This window comes from Thermomonas beijingensis, from assembly GCF_020034655.1.
Taxonomy (GTDB): domain Bacteria; phylum Pseudomonadota; class Gammaproteobacteria; order Xanthomonadales; family Xanthomonadaceae; genus Thermomonas; species Thermomonas beijingensis.
In genome coordinates, this window is sequence record NZ_JAIQDJ010000007.1 from 80,947 (window position 1) to 104,481 (window position 23,535).

At 62.1% G+C, this 23,535-nt stretch carries 14 protein-coding genes and 2 pseudogenes; 13 read left to right on the plus strand and 3 right to left on the minus strand.

The annotated features are described in order from the left end of the window. From bla to pilH, 10 genes and pseudogenes are all read left to right on the plus strand, one after another. Complete coding sequence (gene bla, locus K7B09_RS11075) at positions 1–900, plus strand: subclass B3 metallo-beta-lactamase (protein ID WP_223629526.1); 900 nt, start codon at positions 1–3, stop codon at positions 898–900. Then, positions 897–2,078: pseudogene (locus K7B09_RS11080) on the plus strand (ribosomal protein uL16 3-hydroxylase); the annotation flags it as partial. The gene bla and the pseudogene K7B09_RS11080, both read left to right, overlap by 4 nt. Before the next feature lie 2 nt (positions 2,079–2,080). Further along, on the plus strand, positions 2,081–2,590 hold the full coding sequence (locus K7B09_RS11085) for a DUF7931 domain-containing protein (protein ID WP_374348719.1): 510 nt from the start codon (positions 2,081–2,083) through the stop codon (positions 2,588–2,590). 155 nt (positions 2,591–2,745) lie between these two features. Continuing rightward, entirely contained in the window at positions 2,746–5,580 is a 2,835-nt protein-coding gene (locus K7B09_RS11090) for a 2-oxoglutarate dehydrogenase E1 component (RefSeq protein ID WP_223629527.1), read from the plus strand. Between the two features lie 32 nt (positions 5,581–5,612). Then, positions 5,613–6,809: a dihydrolipoyllysine-residue succinyltransferase gene (gene sucB, locus K7B09_RS11095; protein WP_223629528.1), complete on the plus strand. Its 1,197-nt coding sequence runs from the start codon at positions 5,613–5,615 to the stop codon at positions 6,807–6,809. Position 6,810: 1 nt separating this feature from the next. Next, positions 6,811–8,241: a dihydrolipoyl dehydrogenase gene (lpdA, locus tag K7B09_RS11100; protein WP_223629529.1), complete on the plus strand. Its 1,431-nt coding sequence runs from the start codon at positions 6,811–6,813 to the stop codon at positions 8,239–8,241. A 65-nt stretch (positions 8,242–8,306) separates the two neighbouring features. Further along, the gene (locus K7B09_RS11105; RefSeq protein ID WP_223629530.1) at positions 8,307–8,660 is read left to right on the plus strand and encodes a DUF3147 family protein; all 354 of its coding nucleotides are present in this window, start codon (positions 8,307–8,309) and stop codon (positions 8,658–8,660) included. Beyond that, positions 8,657–9,268: an LOG family protein gene (locus tag K7B09_RS11110; RefSeq protein ID WP_223629531.1), complete on the plus strand. Its 612-nt coding sequence runs from the start codon at positions 8,657–8,659 to the stop codon at positions 9,266–9,268. The genes K7B09_RS11105 and K7B09_RS11110 overlap by 4 nt, the downstream gene beginning before the upstream one ends. Continuing rightward, on the plus strand, positions 9,265–10,269 hold the full coding sequence (locus K7B09_RS11115) for a YhdH/YhfP family quinone oxidoreductase (protein WP_223629532.1): 1,005 nt from the start codon (positions 9,265–9,267) through the stop codon (positions 10,267–10,269). The genes K7B09_RS11110 and K7B09_RS11115 overlap by 4 nt, the downstream gene beginning before the upstream one ends. Before the next feature lie 57 nt (positions 10,270–10,326). Next, on the plus strand, positions 10,327–10,704 hold the full coding sequence (gene pilH, locus K7B09_RS11120; RefSeq protein WP_223629533.1) for a twitching motility response regulator PilH: 378 nt from the start codon (positions 10,327–10,329) through the stop codon (positions 10,702–10,704). 38 nt (positions 10,705–10,742) lie between these two features. On the opposite strand, the gene K7B09_RS11125 is transcribed toward pilH, so the two are convergent. Beyond that, complete coding sequence (locus K7B09_RS11125) at positions 10,743–11,654, minus strand: DnaJ C-terminal domain-containing protein (protein WP_223629534.1); 912 nt, start codon at positions 11,652–11,654, stop codon at positions 10,743–10,745. A gap of 93 nt (positions 11,655–11,747) precedes the next feature. On the opposite strand from K7B09_RS11125, the gene K7B09_RS11130 reads away from it, so the two are divergent. Further along, positions 11,748–12,230, plus strand: a complete 483-nt coding sequence (locus K7B09_RS11130) for a peroxiredoxin (protein WP_223629535.1) — start codon at positions 11,748–11,750, stop codon at positions 12,228–12,230. Between the two features lie 33 nt (positions 12,231–12,263). Here the strand turns inward: K7B09_RS11130 and pbpC are convergent, their stop codons facing one another. Beyond that, positions 12,264–14,606 (minus strand): penicillin-binding protein 1C, encoded by a 2,343-nt coding sequence (gene pbpC / locus K7B09_RS11135; protein ID WP_223629536.1) that lies wholly within the window; start codon positions 14,604–14,606, stop codon positions 12,264–12,266. 53 nt (positions 14,607–14,659) lie between these two features. After that, complete coding sequence (locus K7B09_RS11140) at positions 14,660–19,603, minus strand: alpha-2-macroglobulin family protein (protein ID WP_223629537.1); 4,944 nt, start codon at positions 19,601–19,603, stop codon at positions 14,660–14,662. 475 nt (positions 19,604–20,078) lie between these two features. On the opposite strand from K7B09_RS11140, the gene K7B09_RS11145 reads away from it, so the two are divergent. Both K7B09_RS11145 and K7B09_RS11150 read left to right on the plus strand, forming a co-directional pair. Next, positions 20,079–21,899, plus strand: coding sequence for a hypothetical protein (locus tag K7B09_RS11145; protein WP_223629538.1), 1,821 nt, complete (start codon positions 20,079–20,081; stop codon positions 21,897–21,899). After that, positions 21,896–23,535 (plus strand): annotated as a pseudogene (locus K7B09_RS11150) (RHS repeat protein); the annotation flags it as partial. The gene K7B09_RS11145 and the pseudogene K7B09_RS11150, both read left to right, overlap by 4 nt.

Consider the following 23,535-nt stretch of genomic DNA (forward strand, 5'->3'; position numbering starts at 1 on the left):
ATGCAGCTTGCGCGCACGTTTGCCGTACTGATGATGCTGCCGGCTTGCACCGTCAGCGCCGCCAAGCGCGAGCAGCCAGCGGTGCCACATTGTCCTGCCCATGCAACTGTCATGGACGGCTGGGATGACCGCGCACCGCCACGCAAGCTGTTTGGCAATACGTGGTATGTGGGCAGTTGCGGGCTGACGGCCTTGCTGGTGACATCCCCTGCAGGCCATGTAGTGATCGATGGTGCCAGCGAGGCCGCAGGCCCACTGATCGCGGCCAATATCCGTGCATTGGGTTTCAAGCCACAGGATGTGAAGTACATCGTCAACTCGCACGAGCACCGTGACCACGCCGGCGGTATTGCCTATTTGCAGCGCATCACCGGTGCAGTGGTGCGCGTGCGTGCGCCCGCGCTTGCCACGTTCCAGTCTGGCCACGGCGACCGCAGCGACCCGCAATTTCTGGATGGCTCCACGGTCTTTCCACCGGTTGCAAACACTGCAGTCGTTGCGAATGGCGAAACCATTCGCGTTGGCAGCCAATTGGCGCTGACCGCACATGCCACGCCCGGACACGCCGCGGGGGGTACCTCTTGGACATGGCGGTCCTGCGCAGGCAAGCACTGCCTCAATATCGCCTATACCGACAGCAGCAGTGCGATTTCGGACAACGACTTCCAATACTCTGCGCACCCGGCCTATGTGGCCGCATTTGAGCACGGCCTGGACACCATCGCCGCGCTGCCCTGCGACATCCAGATTGCGCCACATCCACTTGCAGTCAATTTATTTGCACGGATGCAAGGGCGCGCACCGCTGATTGATGCCAACGCCTGCAAAACTTACGCCGCCAATGGGCGCATCGCACTGGCTGCGCGCCTGCAACAAGAGCAAGCCGGGGCGAAGCCATGATCGAAATCGACGCCACCGGCAAAGGACTGCTGGGCATGCCCCCTGCGGTGTTCCTGCGCGACTACTGGCAAAAGCAGCCGCTGCTGATTCGCAATGCATTCCCTGATGTTGTCCCGCCGATTGAACCTGAAGACCTCGCCGGTTTGGCCTGCGAAGATGGCGTGTTGGCGCGCTTGATTGAACACGACAAACGCGACGACAGTTGGCGCGTGCGCCACGGGCCGTTTGCCGAAGACGACTTCCCTGGCCTGCCCGACCACGACTGGACCTTGCTGGTGCAGGATGTGGACAAGTGGGATGGCGATGTGCGCGCATTGCTGGCGCATTTCGAATTTCTGCCGCGCTGGCGGATCGACGACATCATGATCAGTTTTGCGGCCACCGGCGGTTCGGTGGGGGCGCATGTCGATCAATACGATGTGTTTTTGTTGCAGGCCCAGGGTCAGCGGCATTGGCAGATCGATGCCGGTGCACATCCGCCGCTGGCATGTCGCGACGATGTGGAACTCAAACTGTTGCGCGACTTCACGCCCAGCCATGACTGGGTGCTGCAACCCGGCGACATGCTGTATCTGCCGCCCGGGGTGCCGCACCACGGGGTGGCAGTGGATGCGTGTTTGACCATTTCGGTCGGGATGCGTGCGCCGGCAGCGGCCGAACTGCTGGGTGATTACGTGGATACGCTGGCTGCCGATGCCCCGGACGAGCTGCGCTACGCTGATCCCGATATCGTCCTGCCCAGTGACCCCAACGAAATCGACGCCGCCGCTATCCAACGTGTGCACGCGGCCTTGCAACAGCTGCGCATGGATGACCCCGACCGCTTTGGCGACTGGTTTGGCAGCTTCATCACCACCTATCGCAGCGCGGTGTTGCCGGTGCCCGCCGACAACCCGCCGCCTGGCGATGGGGTGGCACTGGCGCTGGCCGATGGCGCGCAACTCATCCGCCACCCTTGGTCGCGGATGGCGTGGCGGCAGGCAGCCTGCGCCAGCGACAATACGGCACGGCTGTATGCGGGCGGTGCTGCCTACCCGCTGCCCAGCGCCGACGCCCGTGTGCTGGCTGCCAGCGATACCATCGACGCCCCGCTGCATGCGGGCCTGAGCGATGCCGGGCGTGCCGCTGTCATCGCCCTGCTCGGTGCCGGGCACTACCAACTGATGCAGGAGGACGCCCCATGAACGACGCCAGTGACAACGCTGACAGCAGCACGCTGATTCGGGTCAGCGACCATCCCACCGCCATTGCTCTGGCCACCCAAATCGTGGCCAATGCCCGCCGCCGCGTGTGGATCCGCAGCCTGGATATGGAATCCTGGCTGTTCGACCATGCCGACCTGCTCACCGCGCTGCGCGACTTTGCCACCGCCGGCCGCGATGGCCAAGTGTTGATCCTGTTGCACGATGCCACCGCGCCACAGGCGGCGCACGCCAAACTGCTGGAATTGGCGCAGCGGCTGCCCAGCGTGTTCCAGTTCCGCGAAGTGAATGATCCGGTCTATCGCGAAGATCGCAGCGCCATGCTGGCCAATGACACCGGCGGTTATTACACGCGCACGCTGGGTGAACGCGCCGAGGGGATTGCCTGCTTGGATGGGCGCGGCCGCGTACGGCAGTTGCAGCAACGCTTCGAAGAAATCTGGGAGCGTTCCCGACCCATAGCTGAATACAGGGCTTTGGGAATCTGAAACCGGCATTTTCTTGACCGGAATCGGTACTGCAGGCGGGGCCCTGTGGCTATAATTCCAATTCTTTGTTTGCGCGTATTCATTTTCAGCCTGTTTTTGTTTCTGGCGCAGACAAGCCCCATTCCCTTCCCCACCAATAGGTTGCTAGCCACCCCGTGGACAGTCTCCTCAAGCAGTTCGCTCAAACCTCCCAACTCGGCGCCAATGGCGCGTTCATCGAAGACTTGTACGAGCAATATCTGGTTGCGCCGGACAGTGTTGATGGCAAATGGAAACAGTATTTCGATGGCCTGCATGGCCGCGAAGCCGGTGATGTGCCGCACTCTGCGGTCATCGAGCAGATTGCCGAGGCCGGCAAATTAGCCGCCCGAGGCCAACTGGCCGGCAGCGCAGGTGGCGATGAGCGCGAACGCAATATCGGCCGCTTGATCACCGCCTACCGCTCACGCGGGCACCTGGCTGCCAAGCTTGACCCGCTGGGCATGGCCACGCCGGTCAACCCACCGGATCTGGATCTGGGTTTCCACCATCTGGGCCAGTCGGATCTTGCCGATGAGTTCAGCACCGGCGGCGTGGCGGGTCAGACGCGAATGAAGCTGCGTGATTTGGTTGCACACCTGCAAGCCACCTACACCGGCAGTATCGGTGCAGAGTTCATGCACATTTTCGAGGCCGACCAGCGGCAGTGGCTGTATCAACGGCTGGAAGCGGCCGGTGGCAATTACAACCTGGATGCCGATACCCGGCGCCGCACGCTGGAACGCCTGACCGCCGCCGAAGGTCTGGAGCGCTACCTGCACACCAAATACGTCGGCCAGAAACGCTTTTCGCTGGAAGGCGGCGATGCGCTGATTCCATTGATGGACACCGTCATTCGCGGTGCCGGCAGTGCCGGTGTCAAGGACGTCATCATCGGGATGGCCCATCGCGGCCGTTTGAACGTACTGGTGAACACACTGGGCAAAAACCCGCGCAAATTGTTCGATGAGTTCGAAGGCAAATTCGACCACGACGAACACGCCATTGCCGGAGACGTGAAATACCACATGGGGTTCTCTGCCGATGTCAGTACCCCCGGCGGCCCGGTGCATCTGGCGCTGGCGTTCAACCCCTCGCATCTGGAAATCGTGGATCCGGTGGTCGCCGGCAGCGTGCGCTCGCGTCAGGAGCGCCGTGGCGATCACGCCCGCAAGCAAGTCATGCCCATCCTGATCCACGGCGATTCGGCGTTTGCCGGCCAGGGTGTGGTGATGGAGCTGTTCCAGATGTCGCAGGCACGCGGCTTCACGGTGGGCGGCACCGTGCATGTGGTGGTCAACAATCAGGTGGGCTTCACCACCTCCAACGTGGAAGACACCCGCTCCACCCGCTACTGCACCGACATCGCCAAGTTCGTGGGCGCTCCGGTGCTGCACGTCAACGGCGATGATCCTGAAGCCGTGGTGTTTGCCGCGCAACTGGCGTTCGAGTTCCGCCAGCAATTTGCCAAGGATGTGGTCATCGATCTGGTGTGCTACCGCCGCCACGGTCACAACGAGGCCGACGAACCGTCGATCACCCAGCCACTGATGTACCAGGTCATCCGCCAACACAAGACCACCCGCGAGCTGTACGCCGCGCAGCTGGAAGCCGCCGGTGTCATTTCCGCCGGTACGGGTACTGCCTTGGTGGATACCTATCGCAACAAATTGGACTCCGGTGAATGCACCACCGAAGTTGCCGCTGCACACAAACTGGCCCCCACCGATCCGCTGTACGTGGATTGGCCCAAGCTGCTCTCCGGCAAGCTCTCCGATGCCATCAGTACCGCCGTGGGCATGGACAAGCTCAAAGCGCTGGCCGCGCAAATCAACACCATCCCCAACGAAGTGCAACTGCACTCGCGCGTGGCCAAGGTGTATGACGACCGCCGCAAGATGGCCGCAGGCGAACAGCCCGGCGACTGGGGTTTTGCCGAAAACCTGGCCTACGCCACCTTGCTGGATGAAGGCTTCGCCCTGCGCTTGGTCGGCCAGGACGTCGGCCGTGGCACCTTCACCCACCGTCACGCGATCTTGCACGACCAGAAGACCGACCGTTATTACCTGCCGCTGCGGCAACTGGTCAGCTCACCCGAACGCGCTGCGGTGGTTGATTCGCTACTCAGCGAAGAAGCGGTGATGGCGTTCGAATATGGCTTCTCCACCACCGACCCCAACACCCTGTGCATCTGGGAAGGCCAGTTTGGCGACTTTGCCAATGGTGCGCAGGTGGTGATCGACCAATTCGTGGCTGCCGGCGAGGCCAAGTGGGGCCGCGTGGCCGGCTTGACCTTGCTGCTGCCGCACGGCTACGAAGGCCAAGGCCCGGAACACAGCTCGGCGCGGCTGGAGCGCTTCCTGCAACTGTGCGCACTGGAGAATATGCTGGTGTGCGTACCCTCCACCCCGGCGCAGGCCTTCCACATGCTGCGTCGCCAGCTGCACATGACCACCCGCAAACCGCTGGTGGTCATGAGCCCGAAATCGCTGCTGCGCCACAAGCTGGCAGTGTCCTCGCTGGAAGAGATGGCCAATGGCGAGTTCCAGCATCTGATTGGCGATGCCAACGCCGATGCGAAGCAGGTCAAGCGCGTGGTGTTGTGCTCCGGCAAGGTCTATTACGACCTGCTGGAAGACCAGCAAAAGCGCGGCAAGACCGATGTGGCCTTGGTCCGCGTCGAGCAGCTCTACCCGTTCCCACGCACCCGGCTGGCCGCCGAACTGGCCAAGTACAGCAAGGCCGGCGAGGTTGTGTGGTGTCAGGAAGAACCGCAAAACCAAGGTGCCTGGTACCAGATCCAGCACCATTTGTGTGCCTGCCTGCAAGCCAAACAAACCTTGGGCTACGCTGGCCGGCCGCGCTCGCCATCACCCGCCGTGGGGCATATGGCCGACCATCTGCGCGAATTGCAGCAGCTGTTGGACGATGCCTTCACCAATCCCGTCGCCGGCGACACTGCCGCTGACTGACCTTCAGACCTATTTTCCGACAGGACGCCCATATGGCCACCGAAGTCAAAGTCCCGGTTCTTCCCGAATCCGTTTCCGACGCCACGATTGCCAGCTGGCATAAAAAAGTTGGCGACACCGTCAAGCGTGACGAAAACCTGCTTGATCTTGAAACCGACAAGGTGGTGCTGGAAGTGCCCTCGCCGGTGGATGGCGTGATCAAGGAGATCAAGTTTGCCGAAGGTGCCACCGTCACCAGCCAGCAGCTGCTTGCGCTGATTGAAGAAGGCGCCGTTGCCGCAGCACCCGCACCCGCCGCACCGGCGCCCGCTGCACCGGCACCGCAGGCGACGGCTCCGGCCGCCGCCGCCCCAGCTGCGCCCGTCGCCGCTGCCGCCGCCGAGACCCTGCCGCCAGGCGCACGCTTTGCCGCCACCACCAGCGGCGTAAATCCTGCGGATGTCGCCGGCACCGGCCGTCGCGGCATGGTGACCAAGGAAGACATCGTCAACTACGCCAGTGGCAAGACCGCCGGCGTGGGTGGCGGCGCGCGCCCGGAAGAACGCGTCCCGATGACCCGTATGCGTACCCGCATCGCCGAACGCCTGATGCAGTCGAAAAACTCGATTGCGATGCTGACCTCGTTCAATGAAGTCAATCTGGCCAAGGTCATGCAGATGCGCAAGGAGCTGGGCGAGCAGTTCGAAAAGGCCAACGGCATCAAGCTGGGCTTCATGAGCTTCTTTGCCAAGGCCGCCGCCAACGCACTGCAGAAGTACCCGGTCATCAATGCCTCGGTGGATGGCAGCGATGTGATCTATCACGGCTATGCCGATATCAGCATCGCGGTGTCCACCGACAAGGGTTTGGTGACTCCGGTGCTGCGCAATGTCGAACGCATGGGGTTTGCCGAGATCGAACAAGGCATTGCCACTTATGCCAAGAAAGCGCGCGACGGAAAACTGGGTCTGGATGACCTGCAGGGCGGCACCTTCACGATCACCAATGGCGGCACCTTTGGTTCGTTGATGTCCACTCCGATCGTGAACCCGCCGCAGAGCGCCATCCTCGGCATGCACACCATCAAGGAACGTGCCATCGTCGAAAACGGCCAAGTCATTGCCGCACCGATGATGTACATCGCGCTGTCCTACGACCACCGCATCATCGATGGCAAGGAAGCCGTGCTGTTCCTGGTCGATATCAAGAACCAGTTGGAAAACCCGCACCGCATGCTGTTGGGGATGTGAGATGAGCGAACAACACACTTTCGACGTCGTCGTCATCGGTGCCGGCCCCGCCGGCTACCACGCCGCCATCCGCGCCGCGCAGCTGGGCCTGAAGACCGCCTGCATCGACGCCGCGCTGGGCAAGGACGGCAAGCCGGCGCTGGGCGGCACCTGCCTGCGGGTGGGCTGCATCCCGTCCAAGGCGCTGCTGGATTCCAGCCGCCAGTTCTGGAACATGGGCCACCTCTTCGACCAGCACGGCATCAGCTTCGAGTCGCCTGCGATCGACGTGAAGAAGATGGTCGCCCGCAAGGACGGCATCGTGAAGCAGTTCACCGGCGGCATCGCGGCGCTGTTCAAGGCGAACAAGATCACCGCGTTCTACGGCTTCGGCCAGCTGCAGCCGGGCAACATCGTCAAGGTCAAGCAGCACGACGGTTCCGAGGTTTCGCTTGCGGGCACCAACGTCATCCTCGCCGCCGGTTCGGATTCGATCGAACTGCCGTTCGCCAAGTTCGGCGAACACATCATCGACAACGTTGGCGCGCTGGACCTGGAGCAGGTGCCGAAGCGCCTCGGCGTGATCGGCGCCGGCGTGATCGGGCTGGAGCTGGGCAGCGTGTGGAAGCGACTGGGCGCCGAGGTCACCATCCTCGAAGGCCTGCCGAACTTCCTCGCCGCCGCCGACGCCGAAGTGGGCAAGGTCGCCGCGCGCGAATTCAAGAAGCAGGGCCTGGACATCCGCCTCGGCTGCAAGGTCAGCAACACCGAAGTGAAGAAGGACGGCGTGCACGTCAGCTACACCGACGACAAGGGCGCCGAGCAGAGCCTGGTGGTCGACAAGCTGCTGGTGGCCGTGGGCCGCCGTGCCGCCACCAAGGGCCTGCTGGCCGAAGGCACCGGCGTGAAGCTCAACGAGCGCGGCCAGATCGAGGTCGACGCGCATTGCCACACCGGCGTCGACGGCGTGTGGGCGGTCGGCGACTGCGTGCGCGGCCCGATGCTGGCGCACAAGGGCTTCGAGGAAGGCATCGCGGTGGCCGAGCTGATCGCCGGCCTGCCGGGCCACGTCAATTTCGACACCATTCCGTGGGTGATCTACACCGAGCCGGAAATCGCCTGGGTCGGCAAGACCGAGGAGCAGCTGAAGGCCGAGGGCATCCCGTACAAGGCCGGCAGCTTCCCGTTCGCGGCGGTCGGCCGCGCGGTGGCGATGGCCGAGCCGGCGGGCTTCGTGAAGGTGCTGGCGCATGCCGAGACCGACACGATCCTCGGCATGCACCTGGTCGGCGCCAACGTGTCCGAGCTGGTCCACGAAGGCGTGCTGGCGATGGAGTTCAAGGGCAGCGCCGACGACCTGGCGCGCATCTGCCACGCCCACCCGTCGCTGAGCGAAGCCGTGCACGACGCCGCGATGGCGGTGCACAAGCGGGCGATCCACAAGGCCAACTAAGGCCGCCCGCGTCCCCGGACGGCGCCCTCGCGGCGCCGTTCGCATTTCGAGGTCCCGCTACGCCGATGCCCCTGCAGTTCCTGCTCAAGACGACGATCACGGTGGCGCTGGTGCTGCTCGCCTCGGGCCTCGCCAAGCGCCCCGGCCTGCTGGGCGCGCTGGTGGCGGCGCTGCCGGTGACGTCGCTGCTGGTGCTGGGCTGGCTGTACGTCGACACCGGCGACCCGCGCCAAGTGGCGCGGCTGTCGATGGATATCTTTTGGTTCGTGCTGGGCGGGCTGGCGTTCTTCCCGGCGCTGAGCCTGTCGCTGCGGGCCGGCTGGCCGGTCTGGGCGTGTTTCGCGGTGGCGGCGGTCGCCGCCTTCGCCGGCATGAGCGCCACCCAGGCGGCCTTGACCCATTTCAGGAGTGCAGGATGAAGACCCTCTGCGTCTATTGCGGTTCCAACGCCGGCGGTGATCCGGCCTACGCCGCGCTGGCCCGCGACTTCGGCGCGCGCCTCGCCCGCGACGGCATCGCGCTGGTCTATGGCGGCGGCAACGTCGGCCTGATGGGCATCGTGGCCGATGCCGTCCTCGCCGGCGGCGGTGAAGTGATCGGCGTGATCCCGCAGCAGCTGGTCGATTGGGAAGTGGCGCACAAGGATGTGACGCGACTGGAAATCGTGGATTCCATGCACACCCGCAAGGCACGCATGTTCGAACTGGCCGACGGCTTCGTTGCCCTCCCCGGCGGCTTCGGCACGCTGGACGAGATGTTCGAAATGCTGACTTGGCGGCAGCTGGGCCTCGGCAAGAAACCCTGCGCCTTCCTCGACAACAATGGCTTTTGGGAGCCACTGATGGCGATGCTGGACACCATGGTGCGCGAGCGTTTTCTGCACGCGGAGCAGCGCCACGACCTGTGGCAAGGCCATGACATCGATACATTGCTGACGTGGATGCGCAATTACATTCCGGCGCAGGCCGACAAATGGCTGGATGAAAAACGCCGCAGCCAACTCAAATTGTCATCGGAGGACGTATGAGCATTCCCTCGTCGTTTCGCGCATTCCGAATTCACAATGACGCGGCGGGCTACCGCAGCGGGCTGGAATCGATCGCGCTGACGGATCTCAACTCCGGCGAGGTGATCATCAAGACCGCGTACTCCTCCATCAACTACAAAGACGCACTGGCGGGTACCGGCCAAGGCAAAATCCTGCGGCAATTTCCGCTGGTGGGCGGGATTGATGTGGCGGGGCATGTAGTGACATCCACCGATGCGGCCTTCAAAGAAGGCGACGCGGTGCTGGTGACCGGCAGTGGCCTGTCGGAAACCCGCGACGGCGGTTATAGCGAATATGCACGGCTGGAGGCGAAGTGGGTTATCCCGTTGCCCACAGGGCTGAGCCTGCGCGAAGCGATGATCCTGGGCACCGCTGGCTTCACCGCTGCACTGGGCTTGCTGCGGATGGAAGACAATCGCCAAACACCGGCGCACGGCCCTTTGGCAGTGACGGGGGCCAGCGGCGGCGTGGGCTCGTTGGCATTGGCTATTTATCGCAAGGCCGGTTATGAAGTCCACGCGATCAGCGGAAAACCCGAGCATGCGGACTATCTGAAGTCGCTGGGTGCGCACGAAGTCTTGGGCCGCGACGCATTGGCCACCACCAAACCGATGGACACCGCCCGCTTTGGCGGCGGTCTGGACAATGTCGGCGGGCCGATGCTGGCCGCCCTGTTGGCGCAGACCGCACCCTACGGCAATGTGGCCAGTTGCGGGCTGGCGGCGTCGCACGAACTGCATGCCACGGTGATGCCGTTCATCATTCGCGGCGTGTCGCTGCTGGGGGTAGCCTCGGCCGGCACCGCGCGCGATATCCGTGAAGAGGTCTGGCGGCGGTTGGCGGACAGCTGGAAACCCGACAATCTGGACGCCATCTGCACCCGTGAAGTAGGCTTAGACGGTCTTGCAGAGGTATTTTCAGCCATGTTGGCCGGTCAATCCTTGGGCCGCAGCGTGGTGAGTATCGCAAACCCAGTTTGAGCTGCTTGCAGGCTACGCCGCGACCGCTACAATCCAATTGAATTTCCGGGGATTCCCATGGCACGCATTCTGATTGTTGACGATTCACCCTCCCAGCTGATGAGCATCCGTCGCATCGTCGAAAAACTCGGCCATGAAGCACTGACCGCTGAAGATGGAGCCGCCGGGGCGGAAGCCGCCAAGCGCGAAATTCCTGATCTGGTCCTGATGGACGTGGTGATGCCTAACCTCAACGGGTTTCAGGCCACCCGCGCCATTACCCGTGATGCCACCACCAAACACATTCCGGTGATTCTGGTGACCACCAAAGATCAGGACACCGACCGCGTGTGGGGCATGCGCCAAGGGGCCAAGGCGTACATCACCAAGCCATTCAACGAAACCGAATTGGCCAATCTGATCAACCAGTATCTGGGCGGTTCCGGCGCTGCCTGAACGCAGCGCACTGATCCCGCAGCCTGATCCTGCGCGCCTTACGCGCGCCGCCAATCCTCGCCAAACACATCGCGCATCTTGGCGTACGCCTTGCGCTGCGCATCCGTATGCGCCTTGGGTGCAAGAATCTCCAGTTCCACGATTTGATCGCCAGCGGCCGCAGTACCGGCATTGGGCAAGCCTCGTCCGCGCAAACGCAGCTTGCGGCCGGATTCGGAATCCGCCGGGATCTTCAGCTCCACCGCGCCGCCTAGGGTTGGCACGCTGAGGGTCGCCCCCAAGGCTGCCTCCCACGGGGCCACCGGCAGCACATGAATCACGTTGCTGCCATCCACCTCGAACTGCGGGTCGGCGGCATATTCCACCTCCAACAACAAATCACGCCCGGCATTGCCCTGCTTGGCCAAGCGGATCACTTGCCCGGGTTTGATGCCCTTGGGTACCCGAACTTCCAGGGTGCGACCGTTGACGGTGACACGCACGCTGCTGCCCGCGTACACCGATTGCAACGGTACCGCCAGTTTGGCGCGGGTATCGGCGGCCGGTGCGCCCCCGCGGGTATTTGAACGTGGGCCGCCACCCGCACGACTACCGCGCCCGAACATATTTTCGAAAAAATCAGAAAACCCGCCGCCAGCACCACCGCCTGCAAAAATTTCATCGAAATCCACGCCCCCGCCCGGTCCGTGCCCAAATCCGCCCGGTGGCGGGCGAACTTCGTCGCCCGGCCGGTAGCCGCCGGCGCGCAACTGGTCATACGCCTTGCGCTTGGCCGGGTCACGCAACGCCTCATAGGCTTCGTTGACCGCCTTGAATGATTCCTCGGCGCTTTTTTCCTTGCTGACATCCGGGTGGTATTTGCGCGCCAGGCGGCGGTACGCGGTCTTGATTTCCGCGTCGCCCGCGCTGGGTTCAACGCCCAGAATGCCGTAGTAATCTTTGAATTCCATGATTGCTCCTTGACCGGGTTTGCGCAGCAGGAAACATCCTGCGCTCCGCGCAACCCGGGGTACACTGTATTTTCATCGAAATGAGGCCCGAACATGCCGATTCAAGTTGGCGATCACATCCCGGAAGCCGTGCTTGCCTATATTGATAACGGCGTGCATCGGATCGATACCCATACCCTGTTTGGTGACCGCAAGTTGCTGCTGTTTGCGGTGCCAGGTGCGTTCACGCCCACTTGCTCCGAACGCCACCTGCCCGGCTTTGTTGAACAGTTTGATGCGTTCCGCACGCGCGGTATCGAAGTGGCCTGCATGGCAGTGAATGACCCGTTTGTGATGCAGGCCTGGGGCAAAAGCCAGCATGTCCCCGATGGCTTGCGAATGTTGGCGGACGGCAACGCCGATTTCACCCGTGCGTTGGGGCTGCAGATGGATGCCAGCGGCTATGGCATGGGCGTGCGCTGCAAACGGTTTGCGCTGTATGCCGATAACGGCGTGGTGCAAGGGTTATGGGTGGAAGCACCGGGTGAGTTTCGGGTGTCTTCGGCCGAGTACGTACTGACGCATTTGCCGCAGTGATTGCATCCCGCAAGCCGGTGCCTGATCGCCCGACTACTGCAAGATTGTGAAGCCCAAACTGTTCCACGCGCCGCTATCGGCCAGTGCTGTCAGCGTATGCTTGCCGGGGCTTGAAAATTCATAGGCCAACGGTTGCGCAGCCTCGGTTTCACCGATCCAACGCCCATCCAGCAACCATTGCACCCTGCCACTGGCACCGGTGGCACGCAGGGCCAATTTCACGCCGCCACCTTGGCCGGGAGGACGGATCAGCGTGGCGGCATCGTTCACGCCCTCAATGACCAGTGCTGTGGTGGCATTGCGGCCATCGTCCTCGCAATCGGCGGCCAGCGCCGGCAACGTGGCCGCCGCACGCCATGCCTGTGGCAACCATGGCGAGGCCAAGGCTGGCCAACGTGCGATCGAACGCGGAATGGATGCATGCGGCTGGCGGCAATTGGCCGACAGCCGCAGGCCGCTGTGCGCATCGACGTCGAAGTGTTCGATGCCGGGATTCCACAATCGCGCTTGGCGCTCGGCAAAGGTTGGCGGCACCACGCCATCCAACACCCACGCCTGCATGCGCTTGGCGCACAACGCAGCCGATTGCGTATCGGCAGCAAGGCCAGAGGGCCAGCAGATGGCGATATCGGACACGTTGCGCGGCATTGGCACGCGCACCGGATCGGTGGGTGCGTGCGGCAGACTGTCGATGACTTCGAACAACAACGGCAACGCGGTAACCGCGCCGTATTGGCCGGGCAAAGGCGTGCCATCGGGCCGCCCGACCCACACGCCGACGCTATAACGCGGGGTGCCACCCAGCGCCCAGGCATCGCGGAAGCCATAGCTGGTGCCGGTTTTCCACGCCACCTGCGGACGCCGGCCGCTATCGAACAACTCGCGGGCCTCGCCAGGGCGCGGATTGGCCACCAAGATTTCGCGCACGATCCACGCCGCCCCCGGCGATAGCAAACGGCGCTCGATCAGCGGTGCATCCTGGGTAAAGCGCACATGCCCGGCAATGCCAGCACGATGCAAGGCCGCAAATGCCCCCACCATGTCTTCCAGCTTGGCCCCTGTGCCGCCCAGGATCATGGAAAGATTCGGCGCTGCACCGGCAGGGAACTTCAGCACAAGCCCCGCGTGTTGCAGGCGTGCTGCAAACCGCGCCGGGCCAACCCGGTTCAACAGCTCTACCGCCGGTACATTGAGCGACAGTCGCAGCGCTTCGGCCGCACCAATGGGGCCATTGAATGCTTTGTCGAAGTTGCCGGGCCGATAGCCGTCAAACGATTGCGGTGCATCCAGCAATAAACTTTCGGAGTGGATCAGCCCATCCTCCAGCGCCATTCCGTACAAGAAAGGTTTGAGGGTGGATCCGGGCGAGCGCCACGCTTGCACCATATCCACATCACCCAAGCGCTGTTTATCACCGAAGGCGACTGAGCCGATATAGGCGCGCGCTTGCAGCGTGGCATTATCGATGACGAGCAAGGCAGCCGACGTGCGCGGCGGCAGGTCGGAAAAATAACTGGCCACGCGTTCTTCCAACGCACGTTGCAGGCCCGCATCAAGCGTGGACACGATACGCGGCAGCGTTGGCTGGTTGCGATGCAAACGTTGCGCCAGCAACGCTGCGTCCATCGGATTGCGCAGGCGCCGCGAGACCACGGTTTCAATGCGTGCATCGTCCGCTTGCGGCTTGGACCAAATGCCAAGCGCAGCCATGCGATCGAGCACTTTGTCACGCGCATGCTGGGCGGCTTCCGGGTTGCGATCCGGACGCAATCGAGTGGGTGATTGCGGCAATACCGCCAGCAACGCCGCTTCAGCATGCGAGAGTTGCGCGGCGGGCTTGCCAAGATAGGCCCAGCTGGCCGCTTCCACGCCTTCAATGGGGCCACCAAACGGTGCGCGCTGCAAATACAGGGTCAGGATTTGGCGCTTGGACAAATGCGCTTCCAGTTGCAGCGCACGCAACACTTGCCGCAGCTTGCCGCCGATGCTGCGGCTACTGCCATCGCGCAACGCAGGGTCGATGATGCGTGCTACTTGCATGGTCAAGGTAGAGCCACCCGAAACGATGTGGCGATTGCGCAACACCTGTGCCCCGGCACGCAACATCGCGATGGGGTTGATCCCGGGATGCTTCCAGAACCAGCGGTCTTCGTAACCCAATAACGCTTGCAGATACAACGGCGATACCGACTCGGGGCTGACCGGGTAACGCCACACCCCATGTGCATCGGCAAATGCGCGCAGCGGGGTGCCGTCCCGTGCCACCACGACGGCTGCCGCATCGCGTGTTTTGGGCAGCGGTAATGGAAATGCGGCATCCAGAATCAGCAACGCCAACAACACCATCACCGTGCCCCAGCGTAGCCAGGGCAACATGCGGATGGCGGTGGCTTTGATCCTTCTTCCGAAACCGGAAGAAGGCCACTGGATCACGGCTGCACCACCGTGATGCGGTCAGGCACGGATTTACCCACACCACGCAGCTCGGGCCGGTACATGTCTTCCACCAGTGGCGGGGGGACGGTGTAACTGCCGGGGGTGACTGCACGCACCAAGTAGAACAATTTGGCGGGACTGCCGGCTTGCAGCTTCAATGCCGCCACATAACGATCATCGCGGAACTCCTCATGATTCAGGCTGGCCTCGTTTGCGCGGTCGCTGATGTTGATGCCATCCACCACCACGTCGGCCCACTGCTTGGCATCGCCCAGGTTGAAGTTTTCGATCTCAAGCCCGGCTGGCAACAAATCAGTCAGCAAGGCATCGGGCATGTTGCGGTCGGCGGTAATGACCACGCGCACGATCAAGGCCTCGCCCTCCTTCAGCGCACGCGCCGTCCACGGCTTGCCATCGGTGCCAAATAGATTGCGCTCGACTTTGATTTGTCGCGCATCCGCCGCCGGTGCTGTGCGCGGCACACCAGCTACATCCAGACTGGCGTAATACGGGCCTTCACCTTGCGGCAGGAAGCGCAGCCCCTTGGCTAGTGCGGCATAGTCAAGTTCACGGCTGAAGCCCTTGCTGGCAGCGATAGCTTCGTTCGCGCCGGCGCTGGTCAATGTGCCGGACACCAACTTTGTTTGCGAAACCAGCAGGGCTTTACCCAAACGCGCCAAGGCGATTTGTTCTTGCGTACTCAGCCACAACCACGGCGAAGCTGCACGCCGTGCTTCCAACTCGCGGCCCAGTTCAATCACCTTGGCGTCATACGCAGGCTTGCTGTAGCCGCGTTCGTGGGTGATGGCGATCATCAATGCAGCGTCGCGCAGGGGGCTGCCGTAATCGCCCAGCCAGCCTTGGCGATCCCCCTTGAACGCAAACCCATCGGCAATCGCTTTTTCGCCGCGCTGCTTGTCACCCTGCATCGCCAGCGCCAAGCCAAGCTGCACCAATGGCAGCCCTTTCAACGCATGTTTGCGATCGTTGTCGTACAAGCTGCGCAAGGTGCCCAACGGCGCGCGATTGACCCGGGCAAGGACATACCCGGCATACGCTTTGTAGGCAAACTGCAAGTACTCGCGATGATCGCGTCCGTAGAACCCGCTGCCGCCAGACAGCAAATCCTCATTGAGGCGTTGCAGGGCTTTTTGCAGCACGCCATCGGGTACCGCAAAGCCGGCTTGGCGCGCATCCAACAGGAAATCAACGATGTACGGGGTGAGCTGCGGGTCGGCGTTGTCGTCGTTGCCCCACATCGAAAAATGCCCATTGCCCAACTGCATCGACGCCAACCGGCCAAACGCACCGTCCATGCGCGCACGGCGTTGCTCGGGCGTCAACCCGGTCACACCAAACCGTTGCGCGGTGTCGGCATCCAGCTCCAATGCCGCATAGCCTTTGCTGGTGGTTTGCTCGGCGCAGCCATACGGATAATCCAGTGCGCCTTTGAGCGCCGCCCCAAACGGAATCGGTGGCAGCGCACTGACCAGCATGCGTGCGTGCACCGAGCCGGGCATCAAACCCTCCGCAAGGCTGCCATCCATGCTGGCGGCACCGCCGGTGGCAAGTACCTGCGTGCGTGTACGCAACACCGACGGCCACGCCGGGCGCACCGGCAGATCATATTTGCGATCCACCTTGAAGCCGTTGCCTTCCACCCGCACCCGCACCTGCGCCACGCCGTAACCTTCCTGCGCAGACAACGGGAAACTCAGCGTCGATTTGGCTTCACTGCCCAGCTTGAGGCTTCGGCTACCCTCGGCAATTGCTGCCGGGCCGATACCTTCCACCTGCAGTTTGAAGTCACCCGGTTTGCCGGTGTAGTTGCTGATGTCCAGCGTCACCATGCCACGATCCCCCGGCGCCATCGCACGCGGCATGCTGGCTTCGGCGACGATCGGCGCGCGCACCACTACTTCCGCATCTTTATTGCCGTACTGCGTGTCGGAATACACCAAGGTGGAGACCCGCAAGGTGCCGTTGAAATCCGGCACATTCACCGCAACCCTGGCACTGCCCTTGGCATCCAATTGCACCGGGCCTGCGAACAGGTCCACGGTCTGCACCCGCGCCGTCGGGCGACGTGCCTGCGGCAGTGCGGCCAAGGCCATGTCACCACCGAAGCGCATGCGTGCAGTGGCACCGTCGAAACTCTCGATCACGCGGGCATAGATGTCATACGCATCCACCCCCAAGCGGCGCTGGGCAAAAAAGTGCGCATTGGCATCCGGCACCGGAAAGCGGGTGATGTTGAGGATGCCCACATCCACCGCCGAAACCGTCGCGAAGGCTTGCCTGCCCGCCAGCTGCGGTGCACTTACGGTCACCTGCAACGGTTGTTCAGGCCGCACTTGCGATGGCACCGTCAAGCCCACCGCAACCCGGCGCTGACTGCGATCCATCGGCACGAACACCTCGCCCACTGCACGTGCCGGGGTGATTTTGCTGGCGGCACTACCACCGCGCAGTACCAAGGCGGTGATGTAGATATCGTGCCGCTCCCAGTCCTGGGTGACGGGAATTTCGACCACGGTACCCGGTTTCACATCCAGCGACTGCACGAACAACATGCGATCGGATTCCACCATCACCAAGCCCTTGCCGGCATGCGGCGGGGTCAGCGTCACTTTCAATTTGTCACCAGCACGATAGGCGGGCTTGTCCAGCGCCAGCTTGACCTTGTCGGGGCGTGCATCCAGCCCGCGGTTTTCGTTGTCCCATCCCCAGCCGGCGTGGAACGGGTAGCGCATGGTCAATTGCGTGGCCGGGTCGAACACATCCAACCTGTAATCGCCCCACTCCACCGGCATATCAAAACGCAGCGCAGTATTACCAACATCCACGGTGCGGGTTTCAATGGTTTTGTAGCGGCGAGTGAAATCGTAATTCCAACCACTGCTGTCATCGTGGGTCCAGTGATAATCGCGCAGCTCGCGCACCAAACTCACCTTCAGGCCCTTGCCGGGTTGCGGTTTGCCGTCACGGCCATAGCGCATCAACTCAAAGCCGGCATTGGCATTGGGATTGGCACCCTCGACATCGTCAAACAATGGCCGCACGCCTACCAGCACATCCGCCGGCCATAAGGTGCGGCTGACGCTGCGGTTGACGCTGCGGCCACCGGATTCAAACAGGCTTCCGGCCACAATGGCCTGCACCGGGGTGTTGTTTTTAACCTCCGCAGGCAGTGGCAACTCCTGCCGCAGTTCACCCTTGGCATCCAGCTGCGCATCCACCACATCCTTGGCGTCTTTCGGCAGCACCACCGTCGGATCACCGAAGAACCAGCCCTTCAACGCCTCCAGCGGATGCTGGTCCACGCGTACCGCCAGTTTGGCGGTGAAGCGGTTGCCGGCAGCCGGCGCGCCGTACAGATACGCGCCCTTGGCCTGCAGCCGGAACGGCTGGCCGGGCCGCAGCACGGGCGCATCGCTATCCAGATCCAGCTTCATGCGCTCGGGCAGGAATTCCTCGATGCGCAGGCTCATGCCCTGGACCGCGTCCTTGCTGGCAGGGTCGGTACGGAACTCCACTTGCCAACGGCCAGTGGGGGCCTCGGCGGGAATGGTTTTTTCGAAACGGAAATAGCCTTGTGCACCCGGCTCGATCCGCGACTCAATGAAGGTCTTGCCGTCCGGCTGTTTCAATCGCACGAATAGCGATTGGGTTTTGCCATTCTTTGCTGGCACCGGCTTGCCATCAAAATCACGCAGCAGCGCCGACACGCGCACAGTCTCGCCGGGGCGATACAAATCACGCCCGGACCACGCGAACACATCGAACCACGCCTGTTCGCGGCCGCCCACTGCAAATTCAGATAGATCCAGTGCCGGCTGGTTGAACGACAACATCGACATGTCCTTGCCGCGCAATGCGGTCAGTACATGCGCGGCATCCAGCGTGTAGTTCAGCAGTGCGTTGCCATTGCTGTCGGTGCTGGCCTTGAAAATGGCCTCGCCGCGTGCGTCCAGCACCTGCAAGTCCACCCCGCCCAAGCCATCGCCAGTGGCAAGCGATGCGGTATGCACGAACACCTTGTCCTTGTAGGCGCGCACATGCAGGCCGATGTCGCTGACGCTGAAAAATGCAGTGTCAAATTCACCTTTGAACGAGCCGGTCTTTTTCATCACCGCGAAATACAGGCCCGGCTTTTGCAACTCGCCAATGCTCTGGATTGGCAGATAGGTCAATACACGCTCGTTGCGTGCGCCACCGAGCACAAAGCGATTCATGTACACCGGCTCGGCCAATTTCGAGATTGGCGAGCGGCTGTCGGCATCGTCCGGATCGTACCAGGACGGATCCAATTCCCAATTGCTGCGCTTGCCCGCACGCTGATATTCGGCAAAGAACTTTGGCAACGCCGTATCGCGCACGCGCAGAAACTCGACGTCCACCTCATCCACATTCACCGACACCACCGGCAAACCGCGTGATTCCTTCGCCGGAATCACACTGCCCTGCGAAGCAAACCCCACCACCGGCTCCAACTCGCCGGTGTACACCTTCAGCTCAACATCCTTGCCCAAGGTCGTGCCATCAGCGGCGGTCAGCGTGCCGGACAATTTCAGGGTATAGGTTTTGTTGGTTTCGACATTCGGATAGCGCAGCGTTTTGCCGTCATCGCCAAGCGCCCAACCACTCCGATCTTCGCCGCTGGCATCAATCAATACCAGCTTGTCAAACTCTTGCGTGCCCACCAACGGCCGCGAGAACTCCACCGCCACCGTCAGCGCATCCGAGCGCTGCTCCGGATACGCGCGCACCACCGCAAAGCCCTTGACCGCTGCGCGCTCTGCCTTGATCGCCTCGCCACTGGCGGTGGGCAGTTGCCCTTCTGTATTGCGTTTGCAGGCAGCCAGGCCGAGCAGCAGGTTTGCCAGCAACACGGCGGTGAGCAGAGAACGCAGCAGCGGGATCCTTGAACGAGGCATGGCGATTCCATCGCAGATAACTGGGTTTGAGTATAGGACGCGAAGCACGCGAATTTCAGGACGTGAGTTTGCATGACCCGCATACGCCCAAGCCCGGCCTTAACGTCGGGCCTGGGCTGAATCACGATGGATGCTTCGGGCCGGCTTTGCTTTTGGCTTCGATGCCACAGTCAGCAGAAGTCTGCGCTTGCGCACTACGCTCGAAGAACTCCCGCTGCCTTCACCTGCCGCCAAGCTGGTCACGGAACTCCCCGGCGCGCAGCGCAAGGTGTTGTATACGGTCGGGCGATCGGATGGCCGCAGGTTGATAAACATCCTGTTGCAAATGGAAATAGTGGGGTGTTAAAGTCCGCCGCCATGGCTGCAAGCTCAGGGGACATCGCCGTTTTAGACGCCGGTGGTGCTTGCAAGGCAAACACAATATGCCAAGGCAAGCCCGCACCTGTGTGCGACGTTTCGTCATGGAGGGGAGTCTATGGACGGGTCATTGAATAATCGTTGGCGCGACGGGCTGTTGCTGGCTCTGGTGTCGTTGCTGCCCAGCTTGGCTGCGGCCCAATCGGTAACGATTCCGGATGAATACTCAAAGCTGATCAAGCACAGTGGCGAGATCACGGTTTTTGGCAATGACGGTTTTGGCGACAAGATTGATTTGGCCAGTGGTGGCTTGGAGATAATCCAAACGGACATTGATCTTCCTGGAACAAATGCGTTGCCGGTGCGCCTGGCACGGCGCTTTGTTCCTGGTGACAAGTACGCGGGTGGTTTCATTGGTGTCTGGGATCTTGACATCCCATATCTGCATGGAATTTTTGCTAACCATGTTTATAATCCGCGTGGCTGGACGGTGCCGGATGGCGGCACAGGGTATTACAGCCGATGCTCACAATTTGCAGCGCCACCAGATATGTATTTCCAAGGCGGCCATTACCTGGCCGACGAATATTGGCATGGCAGCTTCTTGCATCTACCAGGCGCTGGGGATCAGGAGTTACTGCAAGGCACGCCGCGTGTCCCTGCTGACGGCAAGACTTATCCAGTCGTCACCAAGGCAGGATCAGTTGCCCGTTGTGTCGGTTTGGCAGCCAGCAGCGAGAGTGGCAGTCAGGGTGAGGGCTTTGAGATTGTGACCCCGGAGGGGTTGACTTACACATTGAATCAAATGGTGAGTCGCCCCAACCAAATGATCGCAAAGCCTGTTATGCAAATGGGGTTGGCGGGCGTTTCGGGTGCCGTCCCAGCCCGTCATGGAAATGCCAGCGGTGGCACTGATCATCCCAGTCTGGCCATGAACTTCACTCTGCCGCGCGTCGAGGTCAGGATTTACCCCACCAAGGTGGCCGATCGTTTTGGCAATGCCGTGATTTATACATGGAATGCGAGCAATCCAGGGCAGCTGTTGCAAATGGCGGCAAGTGATGGACGCAAGATCACGTTTACCTATTCCAGCAGTGGCGTGACTGCCAGTGATGGCAGTCGGGTTTGGACGTACAGCCAAAATGCCGGTGCCGAGACAGTAGCGCTTCCAGATGGCAGCACGTGGGTATCCAATTTGGGGGCGCTTTCCAATTACAAGATCGTGGGGTTGGGGGACGGCTGCGAATGGAGTGATGCTGGATCGTCCGGCCCAACTGGCTCTTCTGCAATTGGCAGCATCACTGCGCCTAGCGGTGCCAGTATTGTCTATACGATGGCTCCTGTAGTGATGGGGCGCTCCTGGGTGCCCAGGGAATGCATTTATGATCTCGATTCCGGATATCCATCATACGCAGTGGAGCCAGCGGGCTATTTAAACTTCGCAATCATCAGCAAAAATATCACCGGCCCGGGGTTGCCTGCGTCAGGTGCGCTGTGGGCCTATGGCTATGGGCCCAATAATGGTTGTTTCGTTTATGGGGGTAGCCCCTGCACCGCATCCTCGCCCACCACCCGCAGCATGACGGTGACAGCGCCAGATGGTGTGGTCAACCGCTATACATTCGGTAATCGATTCGCAGTTAACGAGGGCCTGTTATTGCGAATAGATGAGGGCTGGAACGGAACATCTGCAGCACGTACTGTCGAGACAACCTATGCAGATCCTAATGCGGCACCCTATGCGGTGTTTAGCGGGTCAAGTATCCGGCAGCGTGGGGATACGTTAATTTCCAGTGACGTGATGCCAAAGCGGCAAATCACCACCACCCAACAAGGCCGCACGTTCACTTGGAAAGTGGCCTCAGATTGCAGCGGTGTTCCTTATTGCTTTGATACCTTTGGCCGCCCCACCAAAATCATCAAGACGAGCACGCCATGAGGCCGGTCGCCATGACGTTGTCTTCGCTGAATCGTGCCCTGCTCGCTGCCAGTGTTCTGCTCACTGGCCCGGCGTTAGCGCAAACCTACTCCCGCACCGAGGTCATCACCTACCACGACAACACCGCAATCTGGGTGCTCGGCCAAACCGCCAGTGTCACCTGCGTGGCCGCGGTGCCGGTCAACACAAGCTGTGACGGCAACGACGTCGTGGCGCAAACCACGTATGACCCCGCTACCGCGTTGCCCACCGCCAGTTATGCGTTTGGCAAGTTGCAGCAAACCGCCAACTACAACGCCGACGGCACCGTGGCGACGGTGACGGACGGACGCAACAACACGACCACGTTCTCGAACTGGAAGCGCGGCATCCCGCAGACCATCCTGTACGCGGATGGCACCTCGCAATCGGCGTATGTGAACGACAACGGCTGGATCGAGTCGGTCACCAATGAGGTGGCTGCCAAGACCTGCTACAGCTATGACGCGATGGGCCGGTTGTCCGGGATCACCTATCCGTCGGAGACCCAGGACAACGTCTGCAACACCTCCAAGTGGGCGGCTACAACGCGCAGCTTCGTCCCGGTCGCCAGCGCCGAGTACGGCATCGCTGCCGGCCACTGGCGGCTGACGGAGACCACTGGCAACGCAGTCAAGATCACCTACTACGACGGCCTGTGGCGGCCGCTGCTGGTGCGCGAGTACGACGCCGGCAATGTGTCGGGGACGGAGCGCTTCACGCGCACCGCCTACGATGCGGACGGCCGGGTGAGCTTCGCCTCCTATCCCTCGGCGACCAGCAACCCGAGCACGGGTGTGTGGACGTTCTACGATCCGCTGGGCCGGGTGACCTCGGTGAGCCAGGACAGCGAGCTGGGGCAGCCGTTGACCACCACGACGGAATATCTGAACGGCTTCCTCACTCGGGTGACCAACCCCCGCGGCTTCCAGACGGTCACCAGCTACCTGACCTACGACCAGCCGAGCACCGACTGGCCGCTGCAAATCAACGCACCGGACGGGGCCAGCACCACGATCGCGCGCGACGTGTTCGGCAAGCCACTGAGCCTGACCCGCGGCGGGGTGACCCGCAGCTACGGCTACAACGCTAACCAGGAGCTGTGCCGCAGCGAAGAACCCGAGACCGGCACCACCCTGTACGCCTACGATGCTGCCGGCAATCTGAGCGCCTCGTCCGCCGGCCTGCCTGCAGGCACCGCCTGCGGCAGCACCAACACGCGCACGGTAACCCGCAGTTACGATGCCCGAAACCGGCTGCAAACACTCAGCTTCCCGGACGGCAACGGCAACCAGAGCTGGACCTACACCGCCGACGGCCTGCCCAGCACGGTCACGACATCCAACAGCGGCAACAGCGTCACCAATACCTATGCCTACAACAAGCGCCGCCTGCTGACCGGCGAGGCCATGACCGCCGATGCACTGCAAGGCTGGAGCATCGGCTACACCTACAACGCGCTGGCCCAGGTGATCAGCGAAGCCGCCCCGGCCAGTGTTGCGGTGAATTACACCGTCAATGCCTTGGGCCAAACCACCGCCATCAGCGCACGCCCCGATGCTGGCACGACATACACCCTGGCCAGTAATGCCAGCTATTACGCCAACGGTGCCCTCAG